Raw genomic sequence first — 22,691 nt, forward strand, 5'->3', positions numbered from 1 at the left:
AACAATGGAGGACCGGCGTCGGGACGATGGCCGTTGTAGCGAGGACCGATCGGGGACAGCAATGAAGCAGATCGCCGCGACCAGTGGGCCGACGAACGTCGGGTTGCTCAGCGTCGGGGCCTACCGCCCCGCGCGCGTGGTCACCAACGACGAGATATGCGAGAACATCGACTCCTCGGATGAGTGGATCTTCTCCAGGACCGGGATCAAGACGCGCCGATTCGCCGCCCGAGAGGAATCCGCCGCATCGATGGCCACCGAGGCCGGGCGAGAGGCCATCGCCAAGGCCGGGTTGACGCCGCCGGACGTCGACTGCGTGATCGTCGCGACGAGCACGCATTTTCTGCAGACCCCGGCCTGCGCGCCCGCGGTCGCCGCGGCGCTGGGCGCGACCGGCGTGCCCGCGTTCGACGTCTCGGCGGGGTGTGCGGGCTTCGGTTACGCGCTCGGCGTCGCCGCGGACATGATCCGCGGCGGGACCGCCGGCAAGGTACTGGTCCTCGGTTCGGAGAAGCTGTCGCCCACGGTGGACATGCAGGACCGCACCAACTGCTTCATCTTCGCCGACGGCGCGGCGGGCGTGGTGGTCGGCGAGACGCCCGATCAGGGCATCGGCCCGACCGTCTGGGGCAGTGACGGCGAACAGGCCCTGGCCATCCGCCAGGACATCGACTGGATCGACTACATGGACAGCCCGACGGGCCCCCGCCCGTTCCTGCGGCTGGAAGGCAGCGCGGTGTTCCGCTGGGCGGCGTTCGAGATGGGCAAGGTCGGCCGGCAGGCCATGGACGCGGCGGGTGTGCGGCCCGACGAGATCGACGTGTTCGTGCCGCACCAGGCCAACAGCCGCATCAACGAGGTCCTGGCGAAGAGCCTGGAGCTGCGGCCAGACGCCGTCGTCGCCAACGACATCGAGCACACCGGGAACACCTCGGCCGCGTCCATTCCGCTGGCGATGGCCGAAATCCTGGCCACCGGGGCGGCTGAGCCGGGCGACCTGGCGCTGCTGATCGGGTACGGTGCGGGCCTCAGTTACGCCGCACAGGTCGTGCGGATGCCCAACTTCTGATCGGTATTCACCCGTCATCGCTCCCCTCGTCGGGCGGCGCGTCGCCGTGCAACCGCGCCCGTAGCTGTTCGCGCTCCCGGCGCCGGCGCTCACCGGCGATCGCCAGCGACGCGGTGGCGCGCCGGCGCAGCGGGCCGAACAGCCAGATGCCCAGGGGCATCGCGATGATCAGGGCGAACAACGCGGCGACCGCGATCGGGAACTCGCGGACGCCCATCAGGCACGCCGCCCCGTAGATCGCGGCGGCGAGCGCCACCGCCAGCAGCAGTCGCGCGGCCGCGTAGAGCGAAACGTCGACGACCGCCCGATGGCGGGTGCCCCGCGCGCCGCCTTCGTCCGCGCGGTCCCCAGTGCTGTTGTCGCTAGCTCCTTCTGGCACAGGGGAGAGCCTACGACGCGGGTATATTCGTCAAAGGAGGTGTTGAGTGCTCTACCTGCTGCTCGTCCTGATTCTGGGGACGCTGATCTACGTTGGCTGGCGTACGGCGCGGTCGCAAATCAATCGGCCCAAGACCCGCGTCATCGGGCCCGACGACGATCCAGAGTTCTTGCGGCGGTTGGGTCACGGGGACAACAACCCCCGCTAAGGCTCGCTCTAGGCGACCCCGGGGTTGCGCTGGTCGCCCGGGAATCCGTCGGCGACGATGGCCGCCAGTTCGGTGAGCGCCTCGCGGGTCGACCGCTTCAGCCGGTCCAAGTCGATCTCGGCGCCCTCTTCGAGGTGCGGGTCGAACGGCACCACCTGGACCGCGCGGCAGCGGCGGGAGAAGTGGTCGACCACCTTGTTCATGTCGACCTTGCCCGTCCGTGACCGGACCCCGTTGATGACCGCGATCGAGTTGCGGACCATCTCCTCGTGGCCGTGCGCGTCCAGCCAGTCCAGCGTCGCCGACGCGCTGCGCGCGCCGTCGATGGACCCGGAGCTGACGACGACGAGCACGTCGGCCTTGTCCAGCACCGAGGACATCACCGAATGCAGCAGCCCGGGCCCGCAGTCGGTGAGCACCAAACCGTAGAACCGCTCCAAGACGTCCAAGACCCGCGTGTAGTCGTCGGCGCCGAACGCCTCCGAGATGGCCGGGTCGGTTTCCGAGGCCAGCACTTCCAGCCCGCTGGGGCCCTTGGAGGTATAGCGGCGGACGTCGCTGTAGCGCTCGATGCTCCCGGCGTCGTGCAGCAGCTGACGCACCGTCGCCGCCGTCTCCAGCGGGATCTTCTGACTCAGGGTGCCCCGGTCGGGGTTGGCGTCGACCGCGATCACCCGGTCACCACGGATGGAGGCGAAGGTCGCGCCCATGGTCGCGGCGATGGTCGTCTTGCCGACACCGCCCTTCAGCGACACCAGCGCGATCCGGTAGCAACCGCGCAACGGCCGGTTCACCTGCGCCACCAGGTTGTTGTAGCGGGCTGCCCGGGGGCTCTCCCCCAGGTTGATCAGGTGGCCGGACAGGTCGTAGAGCATCCGGCGCCAGCCCGCCGACGGTGGCGGCTTGACCGGCCGCAGCAACATACCGGTGGACAGCTCCGGGTACGGCGTGTGCGGCAGCGGCTCGGGCCGCGGCGGGACCGGCATGGGCGCCGCTTCGGCCGGGCCCGTGTAGTAGGCGCCGTACGCCGTCGGGTCGACCCGTGGGATACCGGTCACCGGGGTGGAATCCCACGGCGGCATCCCGGCGGGCCTGGGCATGGTCGGCGGCGCCGCCTCACGCCGCTCGGGGCCGGAGGCCCGCCCCTGGGTGCGGAACCCGGCGAAGGCGCGGGTCGGCGCGTCGCCGGCGTCGGCCGGCGCCTCGTCCGCGGCTGGTGACGGCGGGTCCGACGGCCCCTGCGGAGCCAGTTGCGTGGTCGGTTGATCGGGCGCCCCCACGCCCGCCGATGGCTGGTCTGACACGTGCACTCCCCCTTGTTGTGTTACCCGGGTCGGTCGCTGGCGGTCACCCCACGCCCGCATACGAATGCAGGCCCACGGTGACCAGGTTAACGAAGAACAGATTGAAGACCATCGCCACGAACCCGGCGACGTTGATCCAGGCCGCCTTCCTGTCCCGCCATCCCGCCGTCGACCTGGCGTGCAGGTAGGCGGCGTAGATCACCCATGCGACGAAGGACACGGTCTCCTTGGGATCCCAGCCCCAGTACCGGCCCCAGGCCTCCTCGGCCCAGATCGCGCCGAAGATGACCCCGAAGCCGAACACCGGGAAGGCGAAGATCGTGGTCCGGTAGGCGACGCGGTCCAGCGTCTGCGCGTCGGGGAACCGCCGCAGCATCCGGGCCACGGCGCCGTCGGAGTCGTCGTCGCCCAGGCGTGAGGTCCGCAGCAGGAACAGGATGCTGGCGATGCCGGCGACCATGAACACCCCGGAACCCAGGCTGACCACCGACACGTGGATGGGCAGCCAATAGGACTGCAGCGCGGGCATCACCGGGGCGGCGTTGGTGTAGAGCCAGCGTCCGGAGACCGTCAGCAAGATCAGCACCGGCACCAGCAGGAAGACCCACAGCGGGCGATACTGCGGGCGGCGCAGCACGAACGCCCCGGCGAGCAGCCCGCACATGCAGGTCAGGTTGATGAACTCGTACATGTTGCCCCACGGCGCCCGCAGGGTGGCCAGGCCGCGCAGCACGATGCAGGCGAACAGCAGCCCGATACCGAGGTAGACGACGGCCAGCCCGGCCCGCCCGACACGCTCGTCCAGCGGCCGCCGCGGGGCGTCGTCCACGATGCCGGGGGTGAAGCCGTCGGAGGACACCGCGCCCGCCAGCACCCGCTCGCGCTGGTCGACGCGGCGGCCGCCCGCATAGGCAAGCTCGTAGGCCAACAGCAGCAACGCGATGACCAGCGCCACGACGGCCGACGTGAACGCCCAGTCGGAGTACCGCGCCAAGCCGATATTGACGTGCACCGTGTTCATTTGACGTCCACCTGAGAACTCCTTCCGGAGGCGGGGGGGTTGAGTAACTGCGCCGCGCCGGGCTCGCCCAGACCGTCCAGCACCCGCTCCGTCAACCGCTCGAACTCGTCGCCCCACCCGGAGTTGTCGGTGCGCGCGAGCCCGCCCAATTCGACGTTCACCGTACCGGCCGCCTCGCCACCCACCTCAGTGAGCCTGACCCACACCCGGCGGCGGCGCACCAGCAGCGATACCACCAGCCCGGCCATCATCGTGATGGCGAAGACCAGCACCCAGCTCTGCCCGGGATCGTGGGAGACCTGCAGGTTGACGAACGGCACCGCGCCGTCGAAGCGGACGACGGTGCCCGCCGCCGGCCCCTGGTCGATGCGCACCTCCTGCCCCGCGCGCAGGTTGACCCGCTTCTCCCTGGTCAGCCGGCCCTGCTGGATCAGCCGGGGATCCAGCGTGAACAGCGATTGCGGCCGCCCGGTGTCCAGCCCGGTGTCGCCCCGGTAGATGTCCACGGCCACAGCGGGGGCGTTGAGCGCCGGGAAGCGCGACGACAACAGCGTCCCGTCGAGCTGCTCGGTGGGCGCCAGCAGGCCCTGGATGGCGATCTCGTGCTGGCGGCGCTCGGCGGCGCCCGGGTAGCTGCCGGCGGGCGGGTCGATGCGCACCACCCCCGACGAGAGCAACGTCTGCGGGTTGTCGGGCCGCCATTGCACGGTCGACGTGCGGGTCTGCCCGCCCGGGAAGGTCACGGTGAACGTGGGCGCGTAGCCGTGGCCCTGCAGGTACACCCGGTCACCGCCGACGCGCAGCGGGTGGTTGACCTCCAGCAGGTAGTGCCGCCAGCTGTTGGCCGCCAGGTCCCGGCCCGCCTGGTAGTCGATGTCGGCGGCGAACGACGTGGCCTGCCCCGACGGCAGGTAGTGGGCCTGAAAGTCGTTGACGCGGATGCAGATCGGGTTCAGCGACGTGCCGTCGACGGTGTTGCCGGCCCGGAACGAGTCGAACGCGGCCGGCGAGGCCGAGCAGAAACCCGGCCCGGAGTCGGCGATGACGATGACGTTGCCCTCGTAGCCGAACAGCTTGCCGACGGCCACCGCGACCAGCAGGCCCAGCAGCGAGAAGTGGAACACGATGTTGCCGAACTCGCGCAGGTAACCCTTCTCGGCGGACACCTCGACGACTTCGCCCTCGTGCCGGATCGCCGTGCGCCAGCCGCGGAGCCGGCCGGTGATCGTGTTGGCCAGGGCGTTGAGCTCGTCGGCGTCGGCGTGGATCTGGGCGCTGGCGTGCTTGGGCAACCGGGCCAGGTTGCGCGGCGCGGCCACCGGGATGGCCCGCAGACTCCGGGCGTGCTCGATCATCCGCGGGGTCAGGCAGCCGACCAGCGAGACGAACAACAGCACGTAGACGGCGGTGAACCAGAAGCTGGAGAACACGTTGAACGCCTGCAGCCGGTCCAGCCACGGCCCGATCAGGGGGTGGGCTTTCAGGTAGTCGTCGACCTTCCCGGCGTTGAGGCTGCGCTGCGGCAGCAGCGCACCGGGGATCGCGCCCAGCGCGAGCAGGAACAGCAGCACCAGCGCGGTGCCCATCGAGGTCAACGCGCGCCAGGTGTTGCGCCCCCAGGCGAGTGCGCGCCTCAAATCGGCAGCCTCACATCGGACACGAAGGCGTCGCGCAGCCAGGAGATGAAGTCGTTCCACACCCCGGTCACCAGCAGGGCACCGACCGTGATGAGCAGCGCGCCGCCGAAGATTTGGATGGCCCGGGTGTGGCGGCGCAGCCAGCCCAGGGCCCCCACGGCGCCCGCCGAACCGAGGGCCAGCAGCACGAACGGGATGCCCAGGCCCAGGCAGTAGGCGATCACCAGCACGATTCCGCGGGCCACGCTCGCGCCGTCGGTGGCCGAGGCCACGGTGATCACGCCGGCCAGCGTGGGCCCCAGGCACGGGGTCCAGCCCAACGCGAACACCGCGCCCAGCAGCGGCGCGCCGGCGACGGTGGTGAGCTGGCGCGGGCTGAACCTGGCCTGGCGCTGCAGGGCCGGGATGAGGCCGACGAAGGCCAGGCCCATGACGATCGTCAGCACGCCGCCGGCCCGCTGCAGCAGCAGCTGGTTGGTGATGAGTGTGGTCGTCATGCCGAGAACGGCGACCGTGCCCAGGACGAACACCGTGGTGAAGCCCGCGACGAACAGCGCCGCCGAGCCCGCGACCCGCCACCGCGCCGACGGCGGCGCCTTGACCTGGCCGGGTAGCGGCTGCTCGTCCACGCCGACCACGGCCGCCAGGTAGGACAGGTAGCCCGGCACCAGCGGCACCACACAGGGCGAGGCGAACGACACCAGACCGGCCAGCACGCACACACCCAGGGCCACCAGGAGCGGCCCGGCGGCGGCGATCTGGGTGAATCCGGTCACTCGCGGGCCACCTTCTGGACCACGGGCTGCAGGTCGGCGGCCAGCAGTTCGCGCAGGAACACGGCCGCGACCCGGTGCTGGCGGTCCAGCACGAGCGTCGACGGGATGACGGTGGTCGGGTACTTGCCGCCGAACGCGATCAGGGTGCGCATCGCCGGGTCGTAGATGGAGGGGAAGGTGACGTGGCGGTCGTTGACGAAGTCCAGCGCCGCCTGCCGGTTGCTGTCGCGCACGTCGATGCCCAGAAAGGACACCCCGGCGTCGCGGGTGGCGTCGTACACCTGTTGCAGTTGGCTGACCTCGGCCCGGCACGGGCCGCACCACTGCCCCCAGATGTTGATGACGACGACCCGGCCGGCGAAGATCGGATCGTCCAGCGACAGCGCGTGCGCCGGGTCGGCCAGGTCCGGCCCGGACAGCGGACCGGGGTGGCCGCGGCCCGACGGCGGGTTGTAGTAGATGTCCGTCTTCCCCCCGGGCGAGACGAATTCGAAGGTGCCGCCCTGGGCCACGGCGTCGCGACCGGAAGAACAGCCGGTGACCAGGGTCGTCAGCACGACCCCGGCCATCGTCAGCCGCCGCATGATCAAGGCGCCGCCGGTTCGGCGTACTCGACGTCGACGAGCCGGTCGCCCTGGTACACCAGCGTGGTGATCGAGCACAGCCCACACTCCCGGCGACGCGGGTCGTGCCACAGCCGCCTGCCGGTCAGGTGCAGCCGCAGCGTCCACACCGGCAGTTGATGGCTGACGCACACCACCTCACTGCCGGCTCCGCGGGCGCGGGCCTTGTCCACCGCCGTGCTCATCCGCGCGGCGATCTCGGCGTACGGCTCGCCCCACGACGGGGTGAACGGGTTGCGCAGCTGCCACCAGAACCGCGGGTCGCGCCAGGCGCCGTCACCCGGGCCGACGCGGCGGCCCTCGAAGAAGTTGGCCGATTCGATCAGGTCGGGGTCGGTGTCCACGGCGACGCCGTGCTTGGCGGCGATGGGCGCGGCGGTCTCCTGGGCCCGCTGCAGCGGGGAGGCGACCACCGCGACGATGTCCCGGCCGGCCAGCGCGTCGGCGACCGCGGCCGCCTGTTCACGGCCCCGGTCGGACAGGTGGAATCCGGGCAGCCGGCCGTAGAGGACGCCGCTGGGGTTGTGCACCTCGCCGTGACGCACGACGTGGACCCGGGTCTGCTCGGCCATCAGGGTTTGTCCTCTCCGGCGGCCGCTTCGGCCGCCGCGCGGGCTGCGTTGGGCAGGGCGTCGGCGAGTTGGTCGAACGCCGCGTCGTCCAGCGCGGCGGAGACGAACCAGGCCTCGAAGGCGCTGCACGGCGGGTAGACGCCCGCGTCCAGCAGGGCGTGGAAGAACGGCGGGTAGCGCCAGGTCTGGCTGGCCCGCGCGGACGCGAAGTCCGTCACCGGCTCCTCGGAGAAGAACACGCTCAGCATGTTGCCGGCCCGCGAAAGCTGATGTGGCACACCGGCGTTCGTCAACGCCTCGGTCAGTATGGCGGCCAGCCGGTCGGCGTTGGCGTCCAGAGCGGCGTAGACCCCGGAGTCGGCGGCGCGCAGTGTCGCCAGGCCGGCGGCCACCGCCACCGGGTTGCCGGACAACGTGCCGGCCTGATACACCGGCCCCAGCGGCGCCAGCCGCTCCATCACCTCGGCGCGCCCACCGAACGCGGCGGCGGGCAGCCCGCCGCTCATCACCTTGCCGAAGGTGAACAGGTCTGCCGCGACGGGTTCGATTCCATACCAACCACTTCGGCTCACCCGGAACCCGGTCATCACCTCGTCGACGATCAGCAGCGCGCCGTACTCGGCCGTGATCGCGCGCAACCCGGCGTTGTAGTCGGCCGCGGGCGGGACGACGCCCATGTTGCCGGGGCTCGCCTCGGTGATCACCGCGGCGATCTGATCGCCGAACTCGGCGAATGTCTGCCGCACCGCGTCGATGTCGTTGTAGGGCAACACGATCGTGTCGGCCGCCGCCGCGCCGGTGACCCCGGGCGAGGACGGCAGGCCGAGCGTCGCCACCCCCGAACCCGCGTCGGCGAGCAGCGCGTCGACGTGGCCGTGGTAGCAGCCGGAGAACTTGACGAGCTTGGGCCTGCCGGTGAACCCGCGCGCCAGCCGGATCGCGCTCATGGTGGCCTCGGTGCCGGAGTTGACCAGGCGTATCCGTTCGACCGGCGGCACCCGCGCGATGATCTCGGCGGCCAGCTGGCTCTCGCCCGGCGTGGGCGCGCCGAACGAGAGGCCGTGGGTCGCCGCCTGGATGACCGCCTCGACGACCGCGGGGTGCGCGTGGCCGAGGATCATCGGCCCCCAGGAGCAGACCAGGTCGACGTAGCGGTTGCCGTCGGCGTCGGTGAGCCGGCAGCCCTGCGCCTCGGTGATGAAGCGCGGGGTCCCGCCCACCGCGGTGAACGCCCGCACCGGCGAGTTGACCCCGCCGGGGATGACGGCGCAGGCCTGCTGAAACAGCTGGGCCGACGCCGCCGTCGTCGCGGCGTGCGCGGTCGCCTGGTCACTGCTACCCATGACTACCAGTGTCCCAGCCTCCGCGGCCGGTTCAACTACAGGGTGTAGCAGTCAGCCTTCGCCTTGCCGGTCGGCTTCTTGCGCGGCCTGAAAGTTGCGGCGCGCGGCCTCGCGTTCTCGTTCCGCCGCGCGGCGGTGCTCGTCGACGTTGCCGAGGCCCTCGACGACCGCGAGCTCGTGGATTTCGGCGGCCCGCTCGTGCGCGGCGGCGGCCTCGTAGTGGCGGCGCAGCTCGCGGCGGTGAGCCTCCTGGTCGCGCTCGTGGGCGTGCTCGGCGCGGTCGGTGGCGCGCTCGACGTCTTGGGGGGTGATGGGCTTGCGGGCGGCGAGGTCTCGGCCCCGGCGCAGCAGCTCGTCGGCGCGCTGGCCCGCTTCGTTACCCGGCGAGTCGCTCATGTTAAGACACTAGACCCGAACGTCTCGAAAAGTTCGGTTGATGCCGGGCGGTGCGGGCGAGTTGGATGGCGGTATGCAGATGCCGCAGTCCCTCGCCCGGTTCAACCGTCACGTCACCAACCCGGTTCAGCGGCTGTGGGCCGGCTGGCTGCCACCGTACGGGATCGTGGAGCACGCCGGCCGCCGCTCGGGCACGCATTACCGCACACCGGTGACGGTGTTCAGCGCCGACGTCGACGGCAAGCCCGGGGTGGCGATCATGCTGACTTACGGGCCCGACCGGGACTGGCTGAAGAACCTGACCGCCGCAGGAGGCGGGCGGATGCGCCGCAACGGCAAGGACTTCGGCATCGCCGACCCGCAGGTGGTCAGCAAGGCCGAAGCGGCGGAGCACGTGACGCGGGGCCGGGCGGTATTCGCCGGGCTGCCGTTCGAGGACGCGGTGCTGTTGACGATCACCGACTGAGGTCGGGCATCGCGACGTCACCTAGGCATCCACCCGGACGCCCCAGCTGACGGGCCTTCTACGCGGTTGCCATAACGATATCCCTATGCAATAGTTGCACTAGGCAAACATGCATCGCTGATGGCCTGAGAGGGGGTCGTCGTGCTGAAGGAACTCACCGGCACGCCGCCCGGTGTTCAGGCGTTACAGGCTCGCGGGACCGTCACGGCAACAGACTACGAGCGGGTCTTCGCGCCGTTGGTCGAACGGGCGCGACGAGCCGGAACTCGGATGCGGCTGCTCTACCAGTTGGGCCCGGGGTTCGGGCGCATCACAACGGGAGCGTTATGGGCCGACGCGCGACTTGGGTTGAGCTACTTGCGATTGCTCGACGGCTGCGCTGTGGTGAGCGATATCGGCTGGATTCGGGCGACCAGCCGCGCCATCGGCGACTGGATGCCGGTGCCGGTGCGGGTGTACGACAACGACGAAATCGGTGACGCCGTCGCCTGGTTGGCCCTGCTTCCGCAAGCCGACGAGTTGTCAGCCGTCGATATGGCCAAGGCCTTCTTCGGCGGAACGGGCGCTGCCCTGCTCAGCCTTGGCGAGCTCGCCATTTCCAACGTCCGGAATCGCCGCGGCGGCTAGCTGTTGACCCCGGTGGCATTCGCCCGCGGGCCCGGGCGGCGAAGTACAGCGCGACCACCACGGCCCACGACAGCAGGCTCAGCCACAGCTGGCTGCGCGCCGAGCGGTCGAACGCCATCTGCACCAGCACGGCGGTGATCCCCACGAGGGTGAGGATCGACAACACGGGAAAGAACCACATCTTCACCCGCAGCTTTTCGGCCGGGGTGCGGCGGCGCAGGACGATCTGCGACAGCGCGATGAGCCAGTAGACGAACAAGATGACGGCGCCGGACGAGTTGAGCAGGAAGAGGAACACGGTGTTGGGCGCGACACGCGCCATGACGACGCAACCGAACCCCACCGCCGAGGAGCACAGGATGGCGACGTGCGGAACGCCCCGCCCGCTCAACGTGACCAACCGCGCCGGGGCCTCTCCCCGGTCGGCGAGCACGAACAGCATGCGCGAGGCCGTATAGAGCCCGGAGTTCAGGCAGGACAACACCGCGGTGAGCACCACGGCGTTCATCACCTGATCGGCGCCGCGCAGTCCGAGGTGTTTGAGCGCGGCCACGTACGGCGAGGCGCCGACTTCCACTGAGTCCCAGGGCAATATCACCACCAGCAGGAAGACCGAACCGACGAAGAAGACACCGATCCGTGTCACCACCGATCTCGTCGCCTTCTGCACCGCCAGCGCCGGATCCCGGCTTTCGGCGGCGGCCACGGTGACGATCTCGGCGCCGACCATCGAGAAGATCACCACCACGATGGCGGCGAACACCGCCCCGACACCCTTGGGGAAGAACCCGCCGTGCGAGGTCAGGTTGGCCAGTCCGCCGGCATGGCCCGGCACCAGACCCAGGACGAACGCCGTCCCGACGGCGAGAAAGAGCACGATCGTCGCGACTTTGATTCCGGCGAACCAGAATTCGAATTCGCCGAACGACGACACCGAGAACAGGTTGGTCAGCGTCATCAACACCATCAGGCACAACGACAGCAGCCACAGCGGCGCGTGGAACCAGTAGTTGAGGACCTTCGCGCCCGCGACCGCCTCGAAGCCGACCACGATCACCCAGAAGTACCAGTACAGCCAGGCGACCGAAAACCCCGCCCAGCCGCCCAGAGCCTTGGCGGCGTAATCCGCGAACGATCCGGTCGACGGGTCCGCGGCCGCCATCTCGCCCAGCATGCGCATCACGAGCACGATCAGCAGTCCGCACAGCGCGTACGTCAGGAACGCCGCGGGCCCGGTGTCCTTGATCACCACCCCGGAGCCCACGAACAGGCCGGCGCCGATGACGCCGCCAAGCGCGATCATGCTGAGTTGGCGCTGCGACAGCCCTTGGCGCAGTTGTCCAGTACCGGCCATGCTCCGACGGTGCCGTCGCGCGATCAGTCCAGGCGGGTGGCCACCACGGACCACACCGGCAGGTGCACCCGGTGGTCTTCCAGCAGCGGGTCGATCACACCCAACCGGTGCACCAGCGGCCGCATCCGCTGCAGAACCTCGCCCTGCTGCTCGGAGGCGAACGTCTTCATGGCGTCGAACGTCTCCTTGAGGAAGCGGGCCTGGTAGGTGGTGCCGCCCAGGTAGTCGATGCGCCAGCCGTTGGTGCCGAAGACCCGCTCGAAGTTGTCGGCGGGTATGGCGGTCCACTGCAGGCCGTTGACGTTGTGGGGGCTGAACTCGAACATGTACAGGCGCGCCCCCGGCTTGGTGGCCCGGTGCAGCGCCTGCGCGTAGCGCGTCTGGACGGCCTCGTCGTTCAGGAAGATGTGATAGAAGGCGCTGTCCACCACGGTGTCGAACCGGCCCTCGAAGCCCTCGAGCTTGGTGGCGTCGGCCACCTGGAAGTCGACCTGAACGCCGGCCCGTTCGGCGTTGCGCTTCGCGAGCTCGATGGCCGAGGGCGAGTCGTCGATTCCGGTTGCCGAATACCCTTGCGCGGCAAAGTGAATGGCGTGATAGCCCGGACCAGTTCCCGGATCGAGCACCTCGCCGCGGACGCCGCCGTAGGCCACCAGCTGCTGCACCGCCGGCTGCGGGCCACCGATGTCCCAGGGGATCCGCCCGTCGATAGGTGCCGCCTCGTCGTACAGCGGCTCGAAACCGGCGACGTTCGCGTCAGTCATTGCCTTCTCGCTTCCTCGCGGCTCCCCGACGGGAACGACAATAGTGCGAAGTCAGCTCAAAGGTGGAGGTCTTGCTCACGGATCAGCGCGGTGGCAAGCACGCTGATGACGGCCGTCGCCACCAGGTACCCACACGCCAGCCACGGCGCGCCGCCGAGGGCGGCGATGAGCGCGGTCATGATCATCGGGGTCACGCCGGAGGCGTAGATGCCTGAGAACTGGTAGACGAACGACAGACCGGTATAGCGGGAGCCGGTGGGATACAGCGACGAGTACAGCGTCCCCTGCGCCCCGTAGAACAGCGCGTGCACCACACCGAACACCACGATCAGCGCCACGCCGAACCAGACCAGGTTCCTGGTGCCGAACAACGCGAACGCGGGAAAAGCCGCAATGCCGTAGCAGGCGACACCGGCCAGATAGACCCGGCGGGCGCCGAACCGGTCGGCCAGCAACCCGGAGACGGGTATCAGCACCGCCATCAACAGGGCCGCGATGGTCACCACCACCAGCACCGACACCCGGTCGAAGCCCAGCGCCCCGGTGGCGTAGCTAATGGCGAAAACGCCCCAGGTGTTGAAGGCCGATCCCTCGGCCCAGCGAGACAGCAAGCCCAACAGGGTGTTTCGGCGAGCTCGGGGTTCGCGGACGATCTCGCGGATGGGCACGCTGGCCGTGGCATCGAGGGGCCGCAGCTCCTGAAAAGCCCGGAAAGCCGGGGTCTCCTCCACCCGCAACCGGACCACGATGCCGATCACCACGAGCACCAGACTCAGCAGGAATCCGATCCGCCAACCTAAGGCCAGGAAGCGGGCCGGACCCAGGGCGATTTGCAGGAGCGCGAATATGCCTGTGCCCAAGGCCAATCCGAGCGCCAGACCGATCTGCGGGATGGCCCCGAAGCGGCCCCGCCGGCCTTCGGGACTGTGCTCGACCGCGAGCAGCACGGCGCCGGCCCACTCGCCGCCGAGGGCGAAACCCTGCAGGATCCGCAGCCCCAACAGCAGCAGCGGCGCCCACACCCCGATCTGGGCGGCGGTGGGCAACACCCCGATCAGCGCCGTGGCGACGCCCATGATGAGCATGGTCAGCGCCAGGCTGCGCTTGCGCCCGATCCGGTCCCCGATGTGCCCGAACACCAGGCCGCCCACCGGGCGCATGACGAACCCGACGGCGAACGTCGCGAACGCCAGCAGGGTCCCGACCAGAGAACTCTGGCCGGGAAAGAAGACCTTGTTGAACACCAGGCCCGCGGCGGTGGCGTAGAGGAAGAAGTCGTACCACTCCACGGTGGTGCCCAGCAGGCTTGCCGCGACGACCGTGCGCAGGCGCCGCCGTTGCTGCGCGACGGGCTCGGGGACCGTGAGGTTGGGGCCCGCGCCGATCGGCGGCGCGGGCAAGGTGGCGGCCATGGCCTTAGTGGGCCGAGGCGACCGCGAACGGCGTCGCCGTCACCGGGCGCGACTGACGGTTGGTCCGATTGGGGTGGCGCCACAGGCCCTTTCGCTCCAGCAACGGCAGGACGCCCTCGCCGAACCAATAGGCCTCTTCCAGGTGCGGATATCCCGACAGGATGAAGTGGGTGATGCCGAGGTTGGCGTACTCGGCCAACCGCTCGGCGACCTCGGCGTGCGACCCGACCAACGCGGTGCCCGCTCCCCCGCGCACCAGGCCCACGCCGGCCCACAGGTTGGGCCCGACCAGCAGCCGGCCGCTGCTGCCGCCGTGCAAGTCCAGCATGCGGCGCTGCCCCTCCGATTCGCTGCGGGCCAGGCTGGCCTGCACCCGCTCGACGTCGGCCGGGTCGACGGCGGCCAGCAACCGGTCGGCCTCGGCCCACGCCTGCTCGGAGGTGTCGCGGCTGATCACATGAATCCGCAGGCCGTACTGCAGGATCCGGCCGGCGTCCACGGCCAGCCCGCGGATCCAGTCCAGCTTCTGCGCCACCGCTTTGACCGGCTCCCCCCAGGTGAGATACACGTCGGAATGCTCGGCCGCGACGGGGCCGGCCGACGCCGACGATCCGCCGAAGAACACCGCCGGTACCGGATCGGGTGGGTTGTTCAGCTGCGCGCCCTCGACGTGAATGTGCTCGCCGGCGAAGGTGACCGGCTCCGACGACGTCCAGAGCCGGCGCACCACCTGCAGGAACTCGGCGGTGCGCGCGTACCGCGCCTCCTTGTCCAGGAAATCGCCGTAGGCCCGCTGCTCGTGCGGTTCGCCGCCGGTGACGACGTTGAGCAGCAGTCGCCCGTTCGAGTGCCGCTGGAAAGTCCCGGCCATCTGGGCGGCCAGGGTGGGGCTCAGCAGCCCCGGCCGGAAGGCGACGAGAAACTTCAGCGTCTCGGTGGCCTCGACCAGCATCGCCGTCGTCAACCAGGCGTCCTCACACCACAATCCGGTGGGCGTGAGCACAGCCTCGAAGCCGTTGTCTTCGGCGGCCGCGCAGATCTGGCGCAGGTACTTCAGCGTGGCCGGCCGGTCGCCGGACATCGGCGTGCCATGCCCACCCGCCACCAGGTTCCGCGAATCGCCGTAGGTCGGCAGGAACCAATGGAACGCCAGAGTCATCCTCAATCCTCTTTCGGTCTACGACGCCAAGCACGAAAGCTCCATACTGCGAAAGTCCCGCCGGGTGCGCGAGGGTTGAAACCGTCGAGATTGCATCCCCACCCGGCGGCGGGTCGCCACGGCGGAAGGCGGTCGGCCGGCCCGAATCGGTGTCCGCGCCGCGACGTCGCGTTCGCACCGACTTCCATTGCCGCACAAGGGGATAGAAGCTTTCCAGACGGCCCCACCACACGACCGCCGCCCCACGGCGGTCGTATCACGATGCCGCAACTCGGCCACCAGACCCGCCCTCGAGCAGGTGCCCGGTGCACCGCAGGTAACCGGTTGGAGACCGACAGGTCACGCGAGATCACACAATGCTTCCAATTCGGCGTGGCTCGGGCGAGAATGCCCGGTCAGCGCGGCATCATTGCGATCATGCCTGACCTGACACGCCGGGCGGTGCTGCGGATGGGAGTCGGCACCGGCCTGGGAGCTGCTGGCGTGTTCGCCCTAAGTGCCCTGCTCGATCCGGTCCGGCCGCTCGCCGCGACGTTGCCGCAAGCGCCGGCCCCGTTCGAGCCGTCGGCGGCGAGCAGCAACCTACCCACGAAGCTGACCGGCTCGTTCGTCTCCGCCGCCCGCGGGGGCGTGAAGACGAATTACGTGATCGCGTTGCCGCCGGGCCAAACCGGGACGCTGCGCCCCGTGATAGCCCTGCACGGCAAGGACGGCGACGCCACCATGATGCTCGACTGCGGTGTCGAGAGGGGCCTGGCCCAACTGGTCAAGGAGGGCAAGCCGCCGTTCGCTGTCGTGGGAGTCGACGGCGGCAGCGATTCCTACTGGCACAAGCGGGCCGACGGCACCGACGCCGGCGCCATGGTGCTCGACGAGCTGTTGCCGATGCTTTCGACGATGGGCTTCGACACGTCCCGGGTGGGCTTCCTGGGGTGGTCGATGGGCGGATACGGGGCGCTGCACCTGGGCGCCAAGCTCGGGCCGGCGCGGACCGCGGGGATCTGCGCCATCAGCCCGGCGCTGTACACCTCGTTCGCCGAAACCGCCCCCAAGGCCTTCGACAGCGAAGACGACTGGGCGAAGAACACCGTGCTGGGCGTGCCGGCGTTGTCGCAGATTCCGTTGCGGGTGGATTGCGGCACCTTCGACCGGTTCTATTTCGCCACCCGGCAATTCGTGAACCAACTGAAAACGCCACCGGCGGGGAGCTTCTCGATGGGCGGCCACGACATCGGCTACTGGCGGGCGCAGTTGCCCGGCGAGCTCGCCTGGATGGCGACCTAGCGCAGACCGATGACCATCCGGCCGAGCCAACTCCGCACCCGCCAAGTCGAGCGGGCGGTGAAGCGGACCGGATTCCGACCCGGGATCAGCAGGGCCGCGCCCGGGCCGGTGGGTGCGCGGAAATGAACTTCCGGTGGCCGACGAACGTCATATCAGCGAAGGGTTTTGGGAGGTTGAGGGGATGACTCCGCTGCTGCTGGCCTGCATAGCGGCCGCCGCTCCGATCGCCGGGTTCGGCTTGCTGAACTTGCAAGCGCGTCTGGAGCGGTGGGACTACGAGCGGCACGCCGAGGACTGAACCCGGGTCGTAGCTCCGCGTAGCGGCCGGCGGAGTTACGCGCTTTTGCTGATGTTTGCCACTCACCGTCCCCGCATGCTGGCTAACATGATCGACATTCGTTCGTCGGCGGACACGCCGCTGCTGGACTGGAGCGAGCAGAGCGTGAGCGAGCTGCCCACAGGGACCGTGACGTTGCTGCTTGCCGACGTGGAGGGCTCGACACGGCTGTGGGAGACCCAGTCCGACAGCATGACGGCGGCGCTCGAGCAGCTGAATCAAACAGTGAACGACCTCGTCGCCGCCCACGGCGGCGTGCGGCCCGTCGAACAGGGTGAGGGCGACAGTTTCGTGGTCGCCTTCGCCCGCCCCAGCGACGCCGTCGCCTGCGCACTTCAAATCCAGCTGGCCGTGCCGCCGCCGATCCGGATCCGCATCGGCCTGCACACCGGCGAGGTCCAGCTGCGCGACGCCGGCAACTACGCGGGGCCCACCATCAATCGCACGGCGCGGCTGCGCGACCTTGCCCACGGCGGCCAGACGGTGCTGTCCGGTGCCACCGAACCGCTGGTGCTCGACCGGCTACCGCCCGATGCCTGGCTGACCGACCTGGGCGTCCACCCGTTGCGCGACCTGCCGCGGCCGGAACGCGTGGTGCAACTCAATCATCCGGGGCTGACCAACGACTTCCCGCCGTTGCGAGGGGCGAATGACGTTGCCAATTCCCATCTTCCGACGCAGTTGACCAGCTTCGTCGGCCGGGGCGCGCAGATCAGCGACATCGGACACATCTTGCGGGACTACAGGTTCGTGACCCTGACGGGCGCGGGGGGCGTCGGCAAGACACGGTTGGCGGTGCAGGTCGCCGAGCGGGTTGCGGAGGCGTTCCCCGGCGGGGCCTGGTTCGTCGATCTTGCTCCCGTCACCAATCCCCTCGTCGTGCCGGTCACCCTGGCGCGCACCCTGGGTCTTGCCGACCAACCGGGCCGCTCCACCATGGAGACGGTGTCGAAGTTCGTCCGGGACCGCAAAATGCTTTTGTTACTCGACAATTGCGAGCACCTACTGGACGCCAGCGCAGCCCTGGTAGTGGCCCTGCTCGACGCAGGCCCGGACGTCACCGTGCTGGCGACCAGCCGGGAGCCGGTCGGCGTCGCCGGAGAATTGACCTGGCGCGTGCCGTCGCTGTCGGTCGACGGCGAAGCCCTCGAATTGTTCGTCGACCGCGCCCGCCGCAGCAGACCGGATTTCCAACGCACCGAGGACAATTCGTCCACCATCGCCGAGATCTGCCGGCGCCTGGACGGCATGCCGCTGGCTATCGAGCTGGCGGCCGCGCGGACGCGCACCCTGTCCCTGACCCAGATCGTCGACAGCCTCCATCACAACTTCCGCCTCCTGGCCGGAGGCGCGCGCAACGCGGTTCGCCGCCAGCAGACGCTGCGCGCTTCCATCGACTGGTCCCACGCCATGCTCACCGAGCCGGAACGCATCCTGTTTCGCCGCCTGGCCGTGTTCATGGGCGGTTTCGACCTGGATGCCGCACACGCCGTGGGTGCCGATGCCGGTGTGGAGCACTTCCAGCTCATCGACCTGCTCGGGCTGCTCGTCGACAAGTCGCTGATCGTCACCGAAGAAGTCGACGGCATGATGCGCTACCGACTACTGGAGACCGTTCGCCAATACGGACTGGAAAAGCTGGCCGAGTCGGGCGAGGCCGAGGCCGTCCGGATCCGGCACCGCGATCACTACACCGCCGCCGCGGTGACGCTGGCAGCGCAGATGCGCGGCGACGGGACACCCTTGGTTCCGTGGGCCGAGCTCGAGATGGCCAACCTACGGGCGGCCCACGCGTGGAGTTGCGACGCCGGGGAGTTCGAGCCGGCGTTGCAGCTCGTCTCGGCGCTGCAACGACTGTGGGTGACGCGCGCACGGTTCCGCGAAGGCGTGGCCGGGTTTGAGGCCGTCTTCAGCGACGAACGGTACCGCGACGCTGACGTCGCGCCCGAAATCTGGGCGCGCGCGGTCGCCGACGCGGGACTGCTCGCGGTCTGGTACTCGGTCCCCGCCACCCTCGAGCGTGCGAAAGAGGCTTTGGACGCCGCGCGGGAAGTTGGTGATTACGCGCTCATCGTGCACGTCCTGCTGACCTGCGCGGTGCTCACCATGAACGACGCCAGCGTGGCGGGACCGTATTTCGTCGAGGCGGGCGAGCTCGCCCGTGCCACGGGCGATCGCGCCGCGCTCTACCACGTGCGCGCCTACCAATGCTTCGTCGGCAACGTAAGCGGCGATCCCATCGCCTCGCAGGCCGCCGGCGAGGAGAGCCGCGCCCTTGCCGATGAACTCGGCGACACCTTCATGTCGCGCTATAGCCGAGTGTTCCTCACCGGCGCGCTCTCGATGCAGGGCAAGCTGGCCGAGGCCCTTCGCGTATCCCGTGCTCTCGTAGAGGAAGCGCGGGCCGCGCAGGACCTCCCCATGGAAGCGTTTGGACTGATGACGCTGGCTCAGACGCTGACGTTCACCGGCGAGGGTGACGCGGGCCGCGCCGCCGCGCAGGCCGCCCTCGAGATCGGCGCCGTCATGGGCGGTTTCCATGAGGACACCGCCTACCTGGCCCTGGCCAACGCCGAATTGGCAACTGGCAACACCGCGGCGGCCAAGGAGGCCTGTGACGCGGCCTGGCGGCACACCTCTCCGCTGAAAGAAATGTTCGTCAGAAGCCTGATGCCGATGACCGAGGCGACCATGGGCTGTGGAGACCTGCTCGCCGCCCGCCGCTGGGCGGACGACGCCGTCGCGGCGGTTCCGGGAGGCCATCAGGCGTTGGCGCTGAGGGCGCGCGCAGGAGTTGCCAAGTCGCAAGGTGAGCCGCAGCAGGCCGAGCGCGACCTGCACGCCGCCCTCGAAATTGCCGAGCGCACCGGCGAATACCTGCACCTACCCGACACTCTGGAGAGCCTCGCAGCACTGGCCGCCGATGGAGAGTGCGCGGCCCGGCTGTTCGGGGCGGCCGAGGCCATGCGCCGGCGGCATGGCGAGGTCCGCTTCAAGGCTTTTCAGGCGGACTACGACGCTTCGGTGGCAACCGTACGGGAAGCACTGGATATCAAGGCTTTTGAAACCGCATGGGCCGAAGGCGCGGCGCTGTCGACCGCTGAGGCCATCAGCTACGCGCAGCGGGGCCGCGGTGCACGCGGGCGGCCGGCCAACGGTTGGGAGTCGCTGACACCGACGGAGCTCGACGTCGTCCGGCTCGTCGGCGAAGGACTGCCCAACAAGGACATTGCCGCCCGGCTGTTCGTCTCGCCGCGCACCGTCCAGTCCCATCTCACGCACGTCTACACCAAACTCGCCGTGTCGTCGCGGGTGCAGCTCGCCCAGGAAGCGGCCCGGCACGGCTAGCTCAGGTCGACAGCTGCGTGCGGATCAGCGGCGCGATCTTGTCCGCCATGTATTGGTGCCCGGCATCGTTGGGGTGCACGCCGTCCGCCCCGATCAGATCGGGCCTGCCGACGAACCAGCGTTCGGCGATCGGGTCAACCCATGTCGCCCCCGCGGCCCCGGCCGCCGCGCCGAGCGCGTCGCGGATCTGCAGGATGGGCAGGGGGACGTCGGCCGTCGGCCACGGTGGCCCGATCACCAGGAACCTCGCGGACGGCGCCAGCCGGCGGGCCAAATCGAATGTGCTACGGGCCTTTTCACCGACCACATTAGGGTCGATGGGCTCGTCGTTGCGGGATCCGAAGAACACCACCAGCACGTCGTCGCCCTGGACGGCCCGGGCGGTCAGGTCCTCGAACACGCTGCCGTGGTCGCCGGGGATGCCATAGCCGGCCCTGCCCTCGGCGGCGACGTCGGCCGAGATCCGTTCGCCCCGCACGGCCAGCAAGTCCCAGGCGCGGGCGGGCCACGACCTGGGGCCCAGACCACCCTCGCCGGTGCCGGTGGTGTACGAGTCCCCGACGACGGCCACGTGGTTCAGCCGGAAATCCAGGGTCAAGGTGTCATAGGTGCGCACCTGAGCGGGGTATGCGATGCCGACGCCCACCAGAAACATCAGACCGATGACAAAGGTGGCCAGACGACTCACCACTACCTCCCCCGTCAACGGCATCGTCATGTGCCACCGCGTTTTCATCGATTATCCGCCCGCCGTCCGCGGCCGGGCGCTAAGACAACCGTCACACCGCGCGAGCCGAAACCGCTTCCAGCGAGCGGTCGATCGGATGAACCTTGCCGCTCGGCGGCTCATCGGGCTCGCTTCTCGCGGTGACGGCTTTGACGTCCACCATCCTGCGCATCCAGCGGCGGGCGGGCTCTTCGACGAAGTGATACATCGCGATCGAGATGACCACGGCAATCGCAAGCAGGCCAATGACATTCCATTTCCACGGATTGTCCTGCGGCCGCAGCTCGAACTGCTCCACCGACCAGCCCCACGCCGTGTGCACCAGTTCGTGAACCATGTACAGGCAGAACGAGATCTGCCCGCCATACACCATCAACCTGGTTGAGAGCACCCTGGGCAGGCTGCCGACGCCGATCGCCAGCGTGATCACCAAGGGAATGAACAGGATGTCGACCACCCCGCCGCTGTCGTTCTCCACGACGCCGGAGATGGGGTGCGCGTCGAACCAATAGAGGACGCCGACCATGGCGCCCAGCAGAAGCAGCGACAGGTAGCCGGCGACACGGCGGCCGCGATCGGTCAGCCGCAGCCTGCGCACCGCGGCGCAGGCCAGCGCGCCCGCGGTGAACTGGGTGACGATCCGCGGCAGCCAGCTCCACGGTGTGTAGAAGTGGCCGCTGGCCAGCAACATGATCACCGGCGGCAACGCCGCGGCGAACGCCAGCACCATCAGGCTCCGCGCCCGCGTCGCCTGCTTCATCCGCAGGATCACCAGCACCAGGAGGCCGAAGAGCAGGTAGGCCAGCCATTCGGCACTGATCGACCAGGCCGGTCCGTCCCAGCTCGAGTCGTCGAAGAACGGCACGAACCACAGCTGCACCAGCAGGATCTGGCGGACGTAGCTGATCGCGGTGAGCTGGCCGGCGTCCGGTGACGGCACGTGGCCGACGTGCAGGGTGAAGATCACCCACAGGGCGGCCAGGTGCAGGGTGACCAGGTACACCGGCCACACCCGGGCCAGCCGCAGCCACAGGAAGTGCAGGGTCGCGCGGGTGGACCATGACCGGCCCATCCGATCGAGGTAGTTCCAGGTCAGGACGAACCCGCTGAGGATGAAGAACAGGTCGACGCCCTGGGCTCCGCAGTTGAGCACCGGCGCGAGGGCGTCGCGGAAATCGGGCCCCACGTCGCCCAGCATGGGCCGGAAGTGAAACAGCACCACCCACAGCGCCGCGACGATGCGCAGTCCCGTCAGGGCCTTGATCTCTCCCCTGATCTCTGCGCCGCGCACGATGCTCTTTCCGCCTGGGCTCCGCTGTTCCATTCGCCGTTAAGCTCGACTGACCGGGCGACCACGCGATTTTCTGCAAGCCCCCGCCTCGCAACCGGTAGCCATGGCAGCCTAGCAGCGCAATCGCCCCGATGCGCGGACGGTTGTGGTGTGGCATGCGGTCTTTCACCGGAAATCGAGGCGAGCCGACCTTTGCTCGAGCGGCGCCAAAACCGCCATGAAAATGGCTTCTTACCAAAACGTTAGTTGCGGCTTCCAGCCTCCTTAAGCTTGCGGTTTAGCGTCAGAAGGCACAGCGAACGGCACGGAGAATGAGGGGTGCCCATGACGATCGCCGACGTGCTGACGCAGGAGCAAAACGGCGTCTTTCGCTGCGAGGGCGCCCGGGTTCGGGCCCACCGCCGTCAGCTGGCGACGGTGGTGACCATTCGAGGTGAGATCGACGCCCTCAATGCCGACCAAGTGGGCGACCACATTCGGCGTTTCATCCTCGGCGAGGACCGTGTGGTGCTGGACATGGGCGACGTGAGCCAATTTGCTGAGGCGGGCATTTCGCTCTTGGAAACCTTCGACGAGGACTGCCGCGCCGCAGGA

At 69.3% G+C, this 22,691-nt stretch carries 22 protein-coding genes; 7 read left to right on the forward strand and 15 right to left on the reverse strand.

From position 1 onward, the window contains the following. Window positions 1-61 precede the first annotated feature (61 nt). Window positions 62-1,069 carry a beta-ketoacyl-ACP synthase III gene (locus A9X04_RS03450; RefSeq protein ID WP_067917762.1) on the forward strand — a complete coding sequence of 336 codons (1,008 nt, stop codon included), beginning with the start codon at window positions 62-64 and terminating at the stop codon, window positions 1,067-1,069. 7 nt (window positions 1,070-1,076) lie between these two features. On the opposite strand, the gene A9X04_RS03455 is transcribed toward A9X04_RS03450, so the two are convergent. Continuing rightward, window positions 1,077-1,448: a DUF4229 domain-containing protein gene (locus A9X04_RS03455; protein WP_082974780.1), complete on the reverse strand. Its 372-nt coding sequence runs from the start codon at window positions 1,446-1,448 to the stop codon at window positions 1,077-1,079. A gap of 46 nt (window positions 1,449-1,494) precedes the next feature. On the opposite strand from A9X04_RS03455, the gene A9X04_RS30240 reads away from it, so the two are divergent. Beyond that, window positions 1,495-1,656, forward strand: coding sequence for a hypothetical protein (locus tag A9X04_RS30240; RefSeq protein ID WP_102418829.1), 162 nt, complete (start codon window positions 1,495-1,497; stop codon window positions 1,654-1,656). Window positions 1,657-1,664: 8 nt separating this feature from the next. Here the strand turns inward: A9X04_RS30240 and A9X04_RS03460 are convergent, their stop codons facing one another. The 8 genes from A9X04_RS03460 to A9X04_RS03495 are packed head-to-tail and all read right to left on the reverse strand — an operon-like array spanning window position 1,665 to window position 9,328. Then, window positions 1,665-2,960: a MinD/ParA family protein gene (locus tag A9X04_RS03460; RefSeq protein ID WP_067917807.1), complete on the reverse strand. Its 1,296-nt coding sequence runs from the start codon at window positions 2,958-2,960 to the stop codon at window positions 1,665-1,667. 43 nt (window positions 2,961-3,003) lie between these two features. Then, window positions 3,004-3,981 carry a c-type cytochrome biogenesis protein CcsB gene (gene ccsB / locus A9X04_RS03465; RefSeq protein WP_067917766.1) on the reverse strand — a complete coding sequence of 326 codons (978 nt, stop codon included), beginning with the start codon at window positions 3,979-3,981 and terminating at the stop codon, window positions 3,004-3,006. After that, entirely contained in the window at window positions 3,978-5,567 is a 1,590-nt protein-coding gene (locus tag A9X04_RS03470) for a cytochrome c biogenesis protein ResB (RefSeq protein ID WP_067917768.1), read from the reverse strand. Before A9X04_RS03470 ends, ccsB begins: the two co-directional genes overlap by 4 nt. A gap of 47 nt (window positions 5,568-5,614) precedes the next feature. Beyond that, window positions 5,615-6,394 (reverse strand): cytochrome c biogenesis CcdA family protein, encoded by a 780-nt coding sequence (locus A9X04_RS03475; protein WP_067917770.1) that lies wholly within the window; start codon window positions 6,392-6,394, stop codon window positions 5,615-5,617. Continuing rightward, window positions 6,391-6,978, reverse strand: coding sequence for a TlpA disulfide reductase family protein (locus A9X04_RS03480; RefSeq protein WP_067917772.1), 588 nt, complete (start codon window positions 6,976-6,978; stop codon window positions 6,391-6,393). The genes A9X04_RS03475 and A9X04_RS03480 overlap by 4 nt, the downstream gene beginning before the upstream one ends. A gap of 2 nt (window positions 6,979-6,980) precedes the next feature. Then, a complete protein-coding gene (locus A9X04_RS03485; protein WP_067917774.1) occupies window positions 6,981-7,589 on the reverse strand; it encodes a histidine phosphatase family protein in 609 nt (202 codons plus the stop codon). Then, entirely contained in the window at window positions 7,589-8,932 is a 1,344-nt protein-coding gene (gene hemL, locus A9X04_RS03490; RefSeq protein ID WP_067917775.1) for a glutamate-1-semialdehyde 2,1-aminomutase, read from the reverse strand. The genes A9X04_RS03485 and hemL overlap by 1 nt, the downstream gene beginning before the upstream one ends. A 51-nt stretch (window positions 8,933-8,983) precedes the next feature. Then, window positions 8,984-9,328: a hypothetical protein gene (locus A9X04_RS03495; protein WP_067917778.1), complete on the reverse strand. Its 345-nt coding sequence runs from the start codon at window positions 9,326-9,328 to the stop codon at window positions 8,984-8,986. Between the two features lie 73 nt (window positions 9,329-9,401). On the opposite strand from A9X04_RS03495, the gene A9X04_RS03500 reads away from it, so the two are divergent. Continuing rightward, complete coding sequence (locus tag A9X04_RS03500) at window positions 9,402-9,794, forward strand: nitroreductase family deazaflavin-dependent oxidoreductase (protein ID WP_067917780.1); 393 nt, start codon at window positions 9,402-9,404, stop codon at window positions 9,792-9,794. A 141-nt stretch (window positions 9,795-9,935) separates the two neighbouring features. Further along, entirely contained in the window at window positions 9,936-10,421 is a 486-nt protein-coding gene (locus A9X04_RS03505) for an STAS/SEC14 domain-containing protein (protein ID WP_067917782.1), read from the forward strand. Here A9X04_RS03505 and A9X04_RS03510 read toward each other — a convergent pair. From A9X04_RS03510 to A9X04_RS03525, 4 genes are read right to left on the reverse strand one after another with little or no spacing between them, the layout of a single operon-like run. Then, window positions 10,369-11,775: an amino acid permease gene (locus A9X04_RS03510; protein ID WP_067917784.1), complete on the reverse strand. Its 1,407-nt coding sequence runs from the start codon at window positions 11,773-11,775 to the stop codon at window positions 10,369-10,371. The two genes, A9X04_RS03505 and A9X04_RS03510, sit on opposite strands and share 53 nt — an antisense overlap. A gap of 23 nt (window positions 11,776-11,798) precedes the next feature. Further along, a complete protein-coding gene (locus tag A9X04_RS03515) occupies window positions 11,799-12,539 on the reverse strand; it encodes a class I SAM-dependent methyltransferase (RefSeq protein WP_156764200.1) in 741 nt (246 codons plus the stop codon). A 56-nt stretch (window positions 12,540-12,595) separates the two neighbouring features. Beyond that, entirely contained in the window at window positions 12,596-13,951 is a 1,356-nt protein-coding gene (locus tag A9X04_RS03520; protein WP_067917786.1) for an MFS transporter, read from the reverse strand. Window positions 13,952-13,955: 4 nt separating this feature from the next. Further along, a complete protein-coding gene (locus tag A9X04_RS03525; RefSeq protein WP_067917787.1) occupies window positions 13,956-15,110 on the reverse strand; it encodes an LLM class flavin-dependent oxidoreductase in 1,155 nt (384 codons plus the stop codon). Between the two features lie 417 nt (window positions 15,111-15,527). On the opposite strand from A9X04_RS03525, the gene A9X04_RS03530 reads away from it, so the two are divergent. Together A9X04_RS03530 and A9X04_RS03540 are read left to right on the forward strand one after the other, a co-directional pair. After that, complete coding sequence (locus tag A9X04_RS03530; RefSeq protein WP_369807530.1) at window positions 15,528-16,394, forward strand: alpha/beta hydrolase; 867 nt, start codon at window positions 15,528-15,530, stop codon at window positions 16,392-16,394. Window positions 16,395-16,767: 373 nt separating this feature from the next. Then, entirely contained in the window at window positions 16,768-20,079 is a 3,312-nt protein-coding gene (locus tag A9X04_RS03540) for a LuxR family transcriptional regulator (protein ID WP_067917793.1), read from the forward strand. 1 nt (window position 20,080) lies between these two features. On the opposite strand, the gene A9X04_RS03545 is transcribed toward A9X04_RS03540, so the two are convergent. Together A9X04_RS03545 and A9X04_RS03550 are read right to left on the reverse strand one after the other, a co-directional pair. Next, entirely contained in the window at window positions 20,081-20,767 is a 687-nt protein-coding gene (locus tag A9X04_RS03545) for a GDSL lipase (protein ID WP_197509018.1), read from the reverse strand. 91 nt (window positions 20,768-20,858) lie between these two features. Beyond that, a complete protein-coding gene (locus A9X04_RS03550; protein ID WP_067917813.1) occupies window positions 20,859-22,097 on the reverse strand; it encodes an acyltransferase in 1,239 nt (412 codons plus the stop codon). Window positions 22,098-22,421: 324 nt separating this feature from the next. Here A9X04_RS03550 and A9X04_RS03555 point away from each other — a divergent pair. Continuing rightward, window positions 22,422-22,691, forward strand: a 270-nt coding sequence (locus tag A9X04_RS03555; RefSeq protein WP_156764201.1) for an STAS domain-containing protein, incomplete at its 3' end; no start/stop codon positions are given.

The organism is Mycobacterium sp. E3247 (assembly GCF_001667785.1).
Taxonomy (GTDB): domain Bacteria; phylum Actinomycetota; class Actinomycetes; order Mycobacteriales; family Mycobacteriaceae; genus Mycobacterium.

What these genes read in the sequence shown, in the direction of transcription:
- A9X04_RS03450 (WP_067917762.1), top strand. Translation starts at nt 62, where the DNA reads ATGAAGCAGATCGCCGCGACCAGTGGGCCGACGAACGTCGGGTTGCTC.
- ccsB (WP_067917766.1), bottom strand. Translation starts at nt 3,981, where the DNA reads ATGAACACGGTGCACGTCAATATCGGCTTGGCGCGGTACTCCGACTGG.
- A9X04_RS03470 (WP_067917768.1), bottom strand. Translation starts at nt 5,567, where the DNA reads ATGGGCACCGCGCTGGTGCTGCTGTTCCTGCTCGCGCTGGGCGCGATC.
- A9X04_RS03480 (WP_067917772.1), bottom strand. Translation starts at nt 6,978, where the DNA reads ATGCGGCGGCTGACGATGGCCGGGGTCGTGCTGACGACCCTGGTCACC.
- A9X04_RS03485 (WP_067917774.1), bottom strand. Translation starts at nt 7,589, where the DNA reads ATGGCCGAGCAGACCCGGGTCCACGTCGTGCGTCACGGCGAGGTGCAC.
- hemL (WP_067917775.1), bottom strand. Translation starts at nt 8,932, where the DNA reads ATGGGTAGCAGTGACCAGGCGACCGCGCACGCCGCGACGACGGCGGCG.
- A9X04_RS03495 (WP_067917778.1), bottom strand. Translation starts at nt 9,328, where the DNA reads ATGAGCGACTCGCCGGGTAACGAAGCGGGCCAGCGCGCCGACGAGCTG.
- A9X04_RS03500 (WP_067917780.1), top strand. Translation starts at nt 9,402, where the DNA reads ATGCAGATGCCGCAGTCCCTCGCCCGGTTCAACCGTCACGTCACCAAC.
- A9X04_RS03510 (WP_067917784.1), bottom strand. Translation starts at nt 11,775, where the DNA reads ATGGCCGGTACTGGACAACTGCGCCAAGGGCTGTCGCAGCGCCAACTC.
- A9X04_RS03515 (WP_156764200.1), bottom strand. Translation starts at nt 12,539, where the DNA reads ATGACTGACGCGAACGTCGCCGGTTTCGAGCCGCTGTACGACGAGGCG.
- A9X04_RS03520 (WP_067917786.1), bottom strand. Translation starts at nt 13,951, where the DNA reads ATGGCCGCCACCTTGCCCGCGCCGCCGATCGGCGCGGGCCCCAACCTC.
- A9X04_RS03525 (WP_067917787.1), bottom strand. Translation starts at nt 15,110, where the DNA reads ATGACTCTGGCGTTCCATTGGTTCCTGCCGACCTACGGCGATTCGCGG.
- A9X04_RS03530 (WP_369807530.1), top strand. Translation starts at nt 15,528, where the DNA reads ATGCCTGACCTGACACGCCGGGCGGTGCTGCGGATGGGAGTCGGCACC.
- A9X04_RS03540 (WP_067917793.1), top strand. Translation starts at nt 16,768, where the DNA reads ATGCTGGCTAACATGATCGACATTCGTTCGTCGGCGGACACGCCGCTG.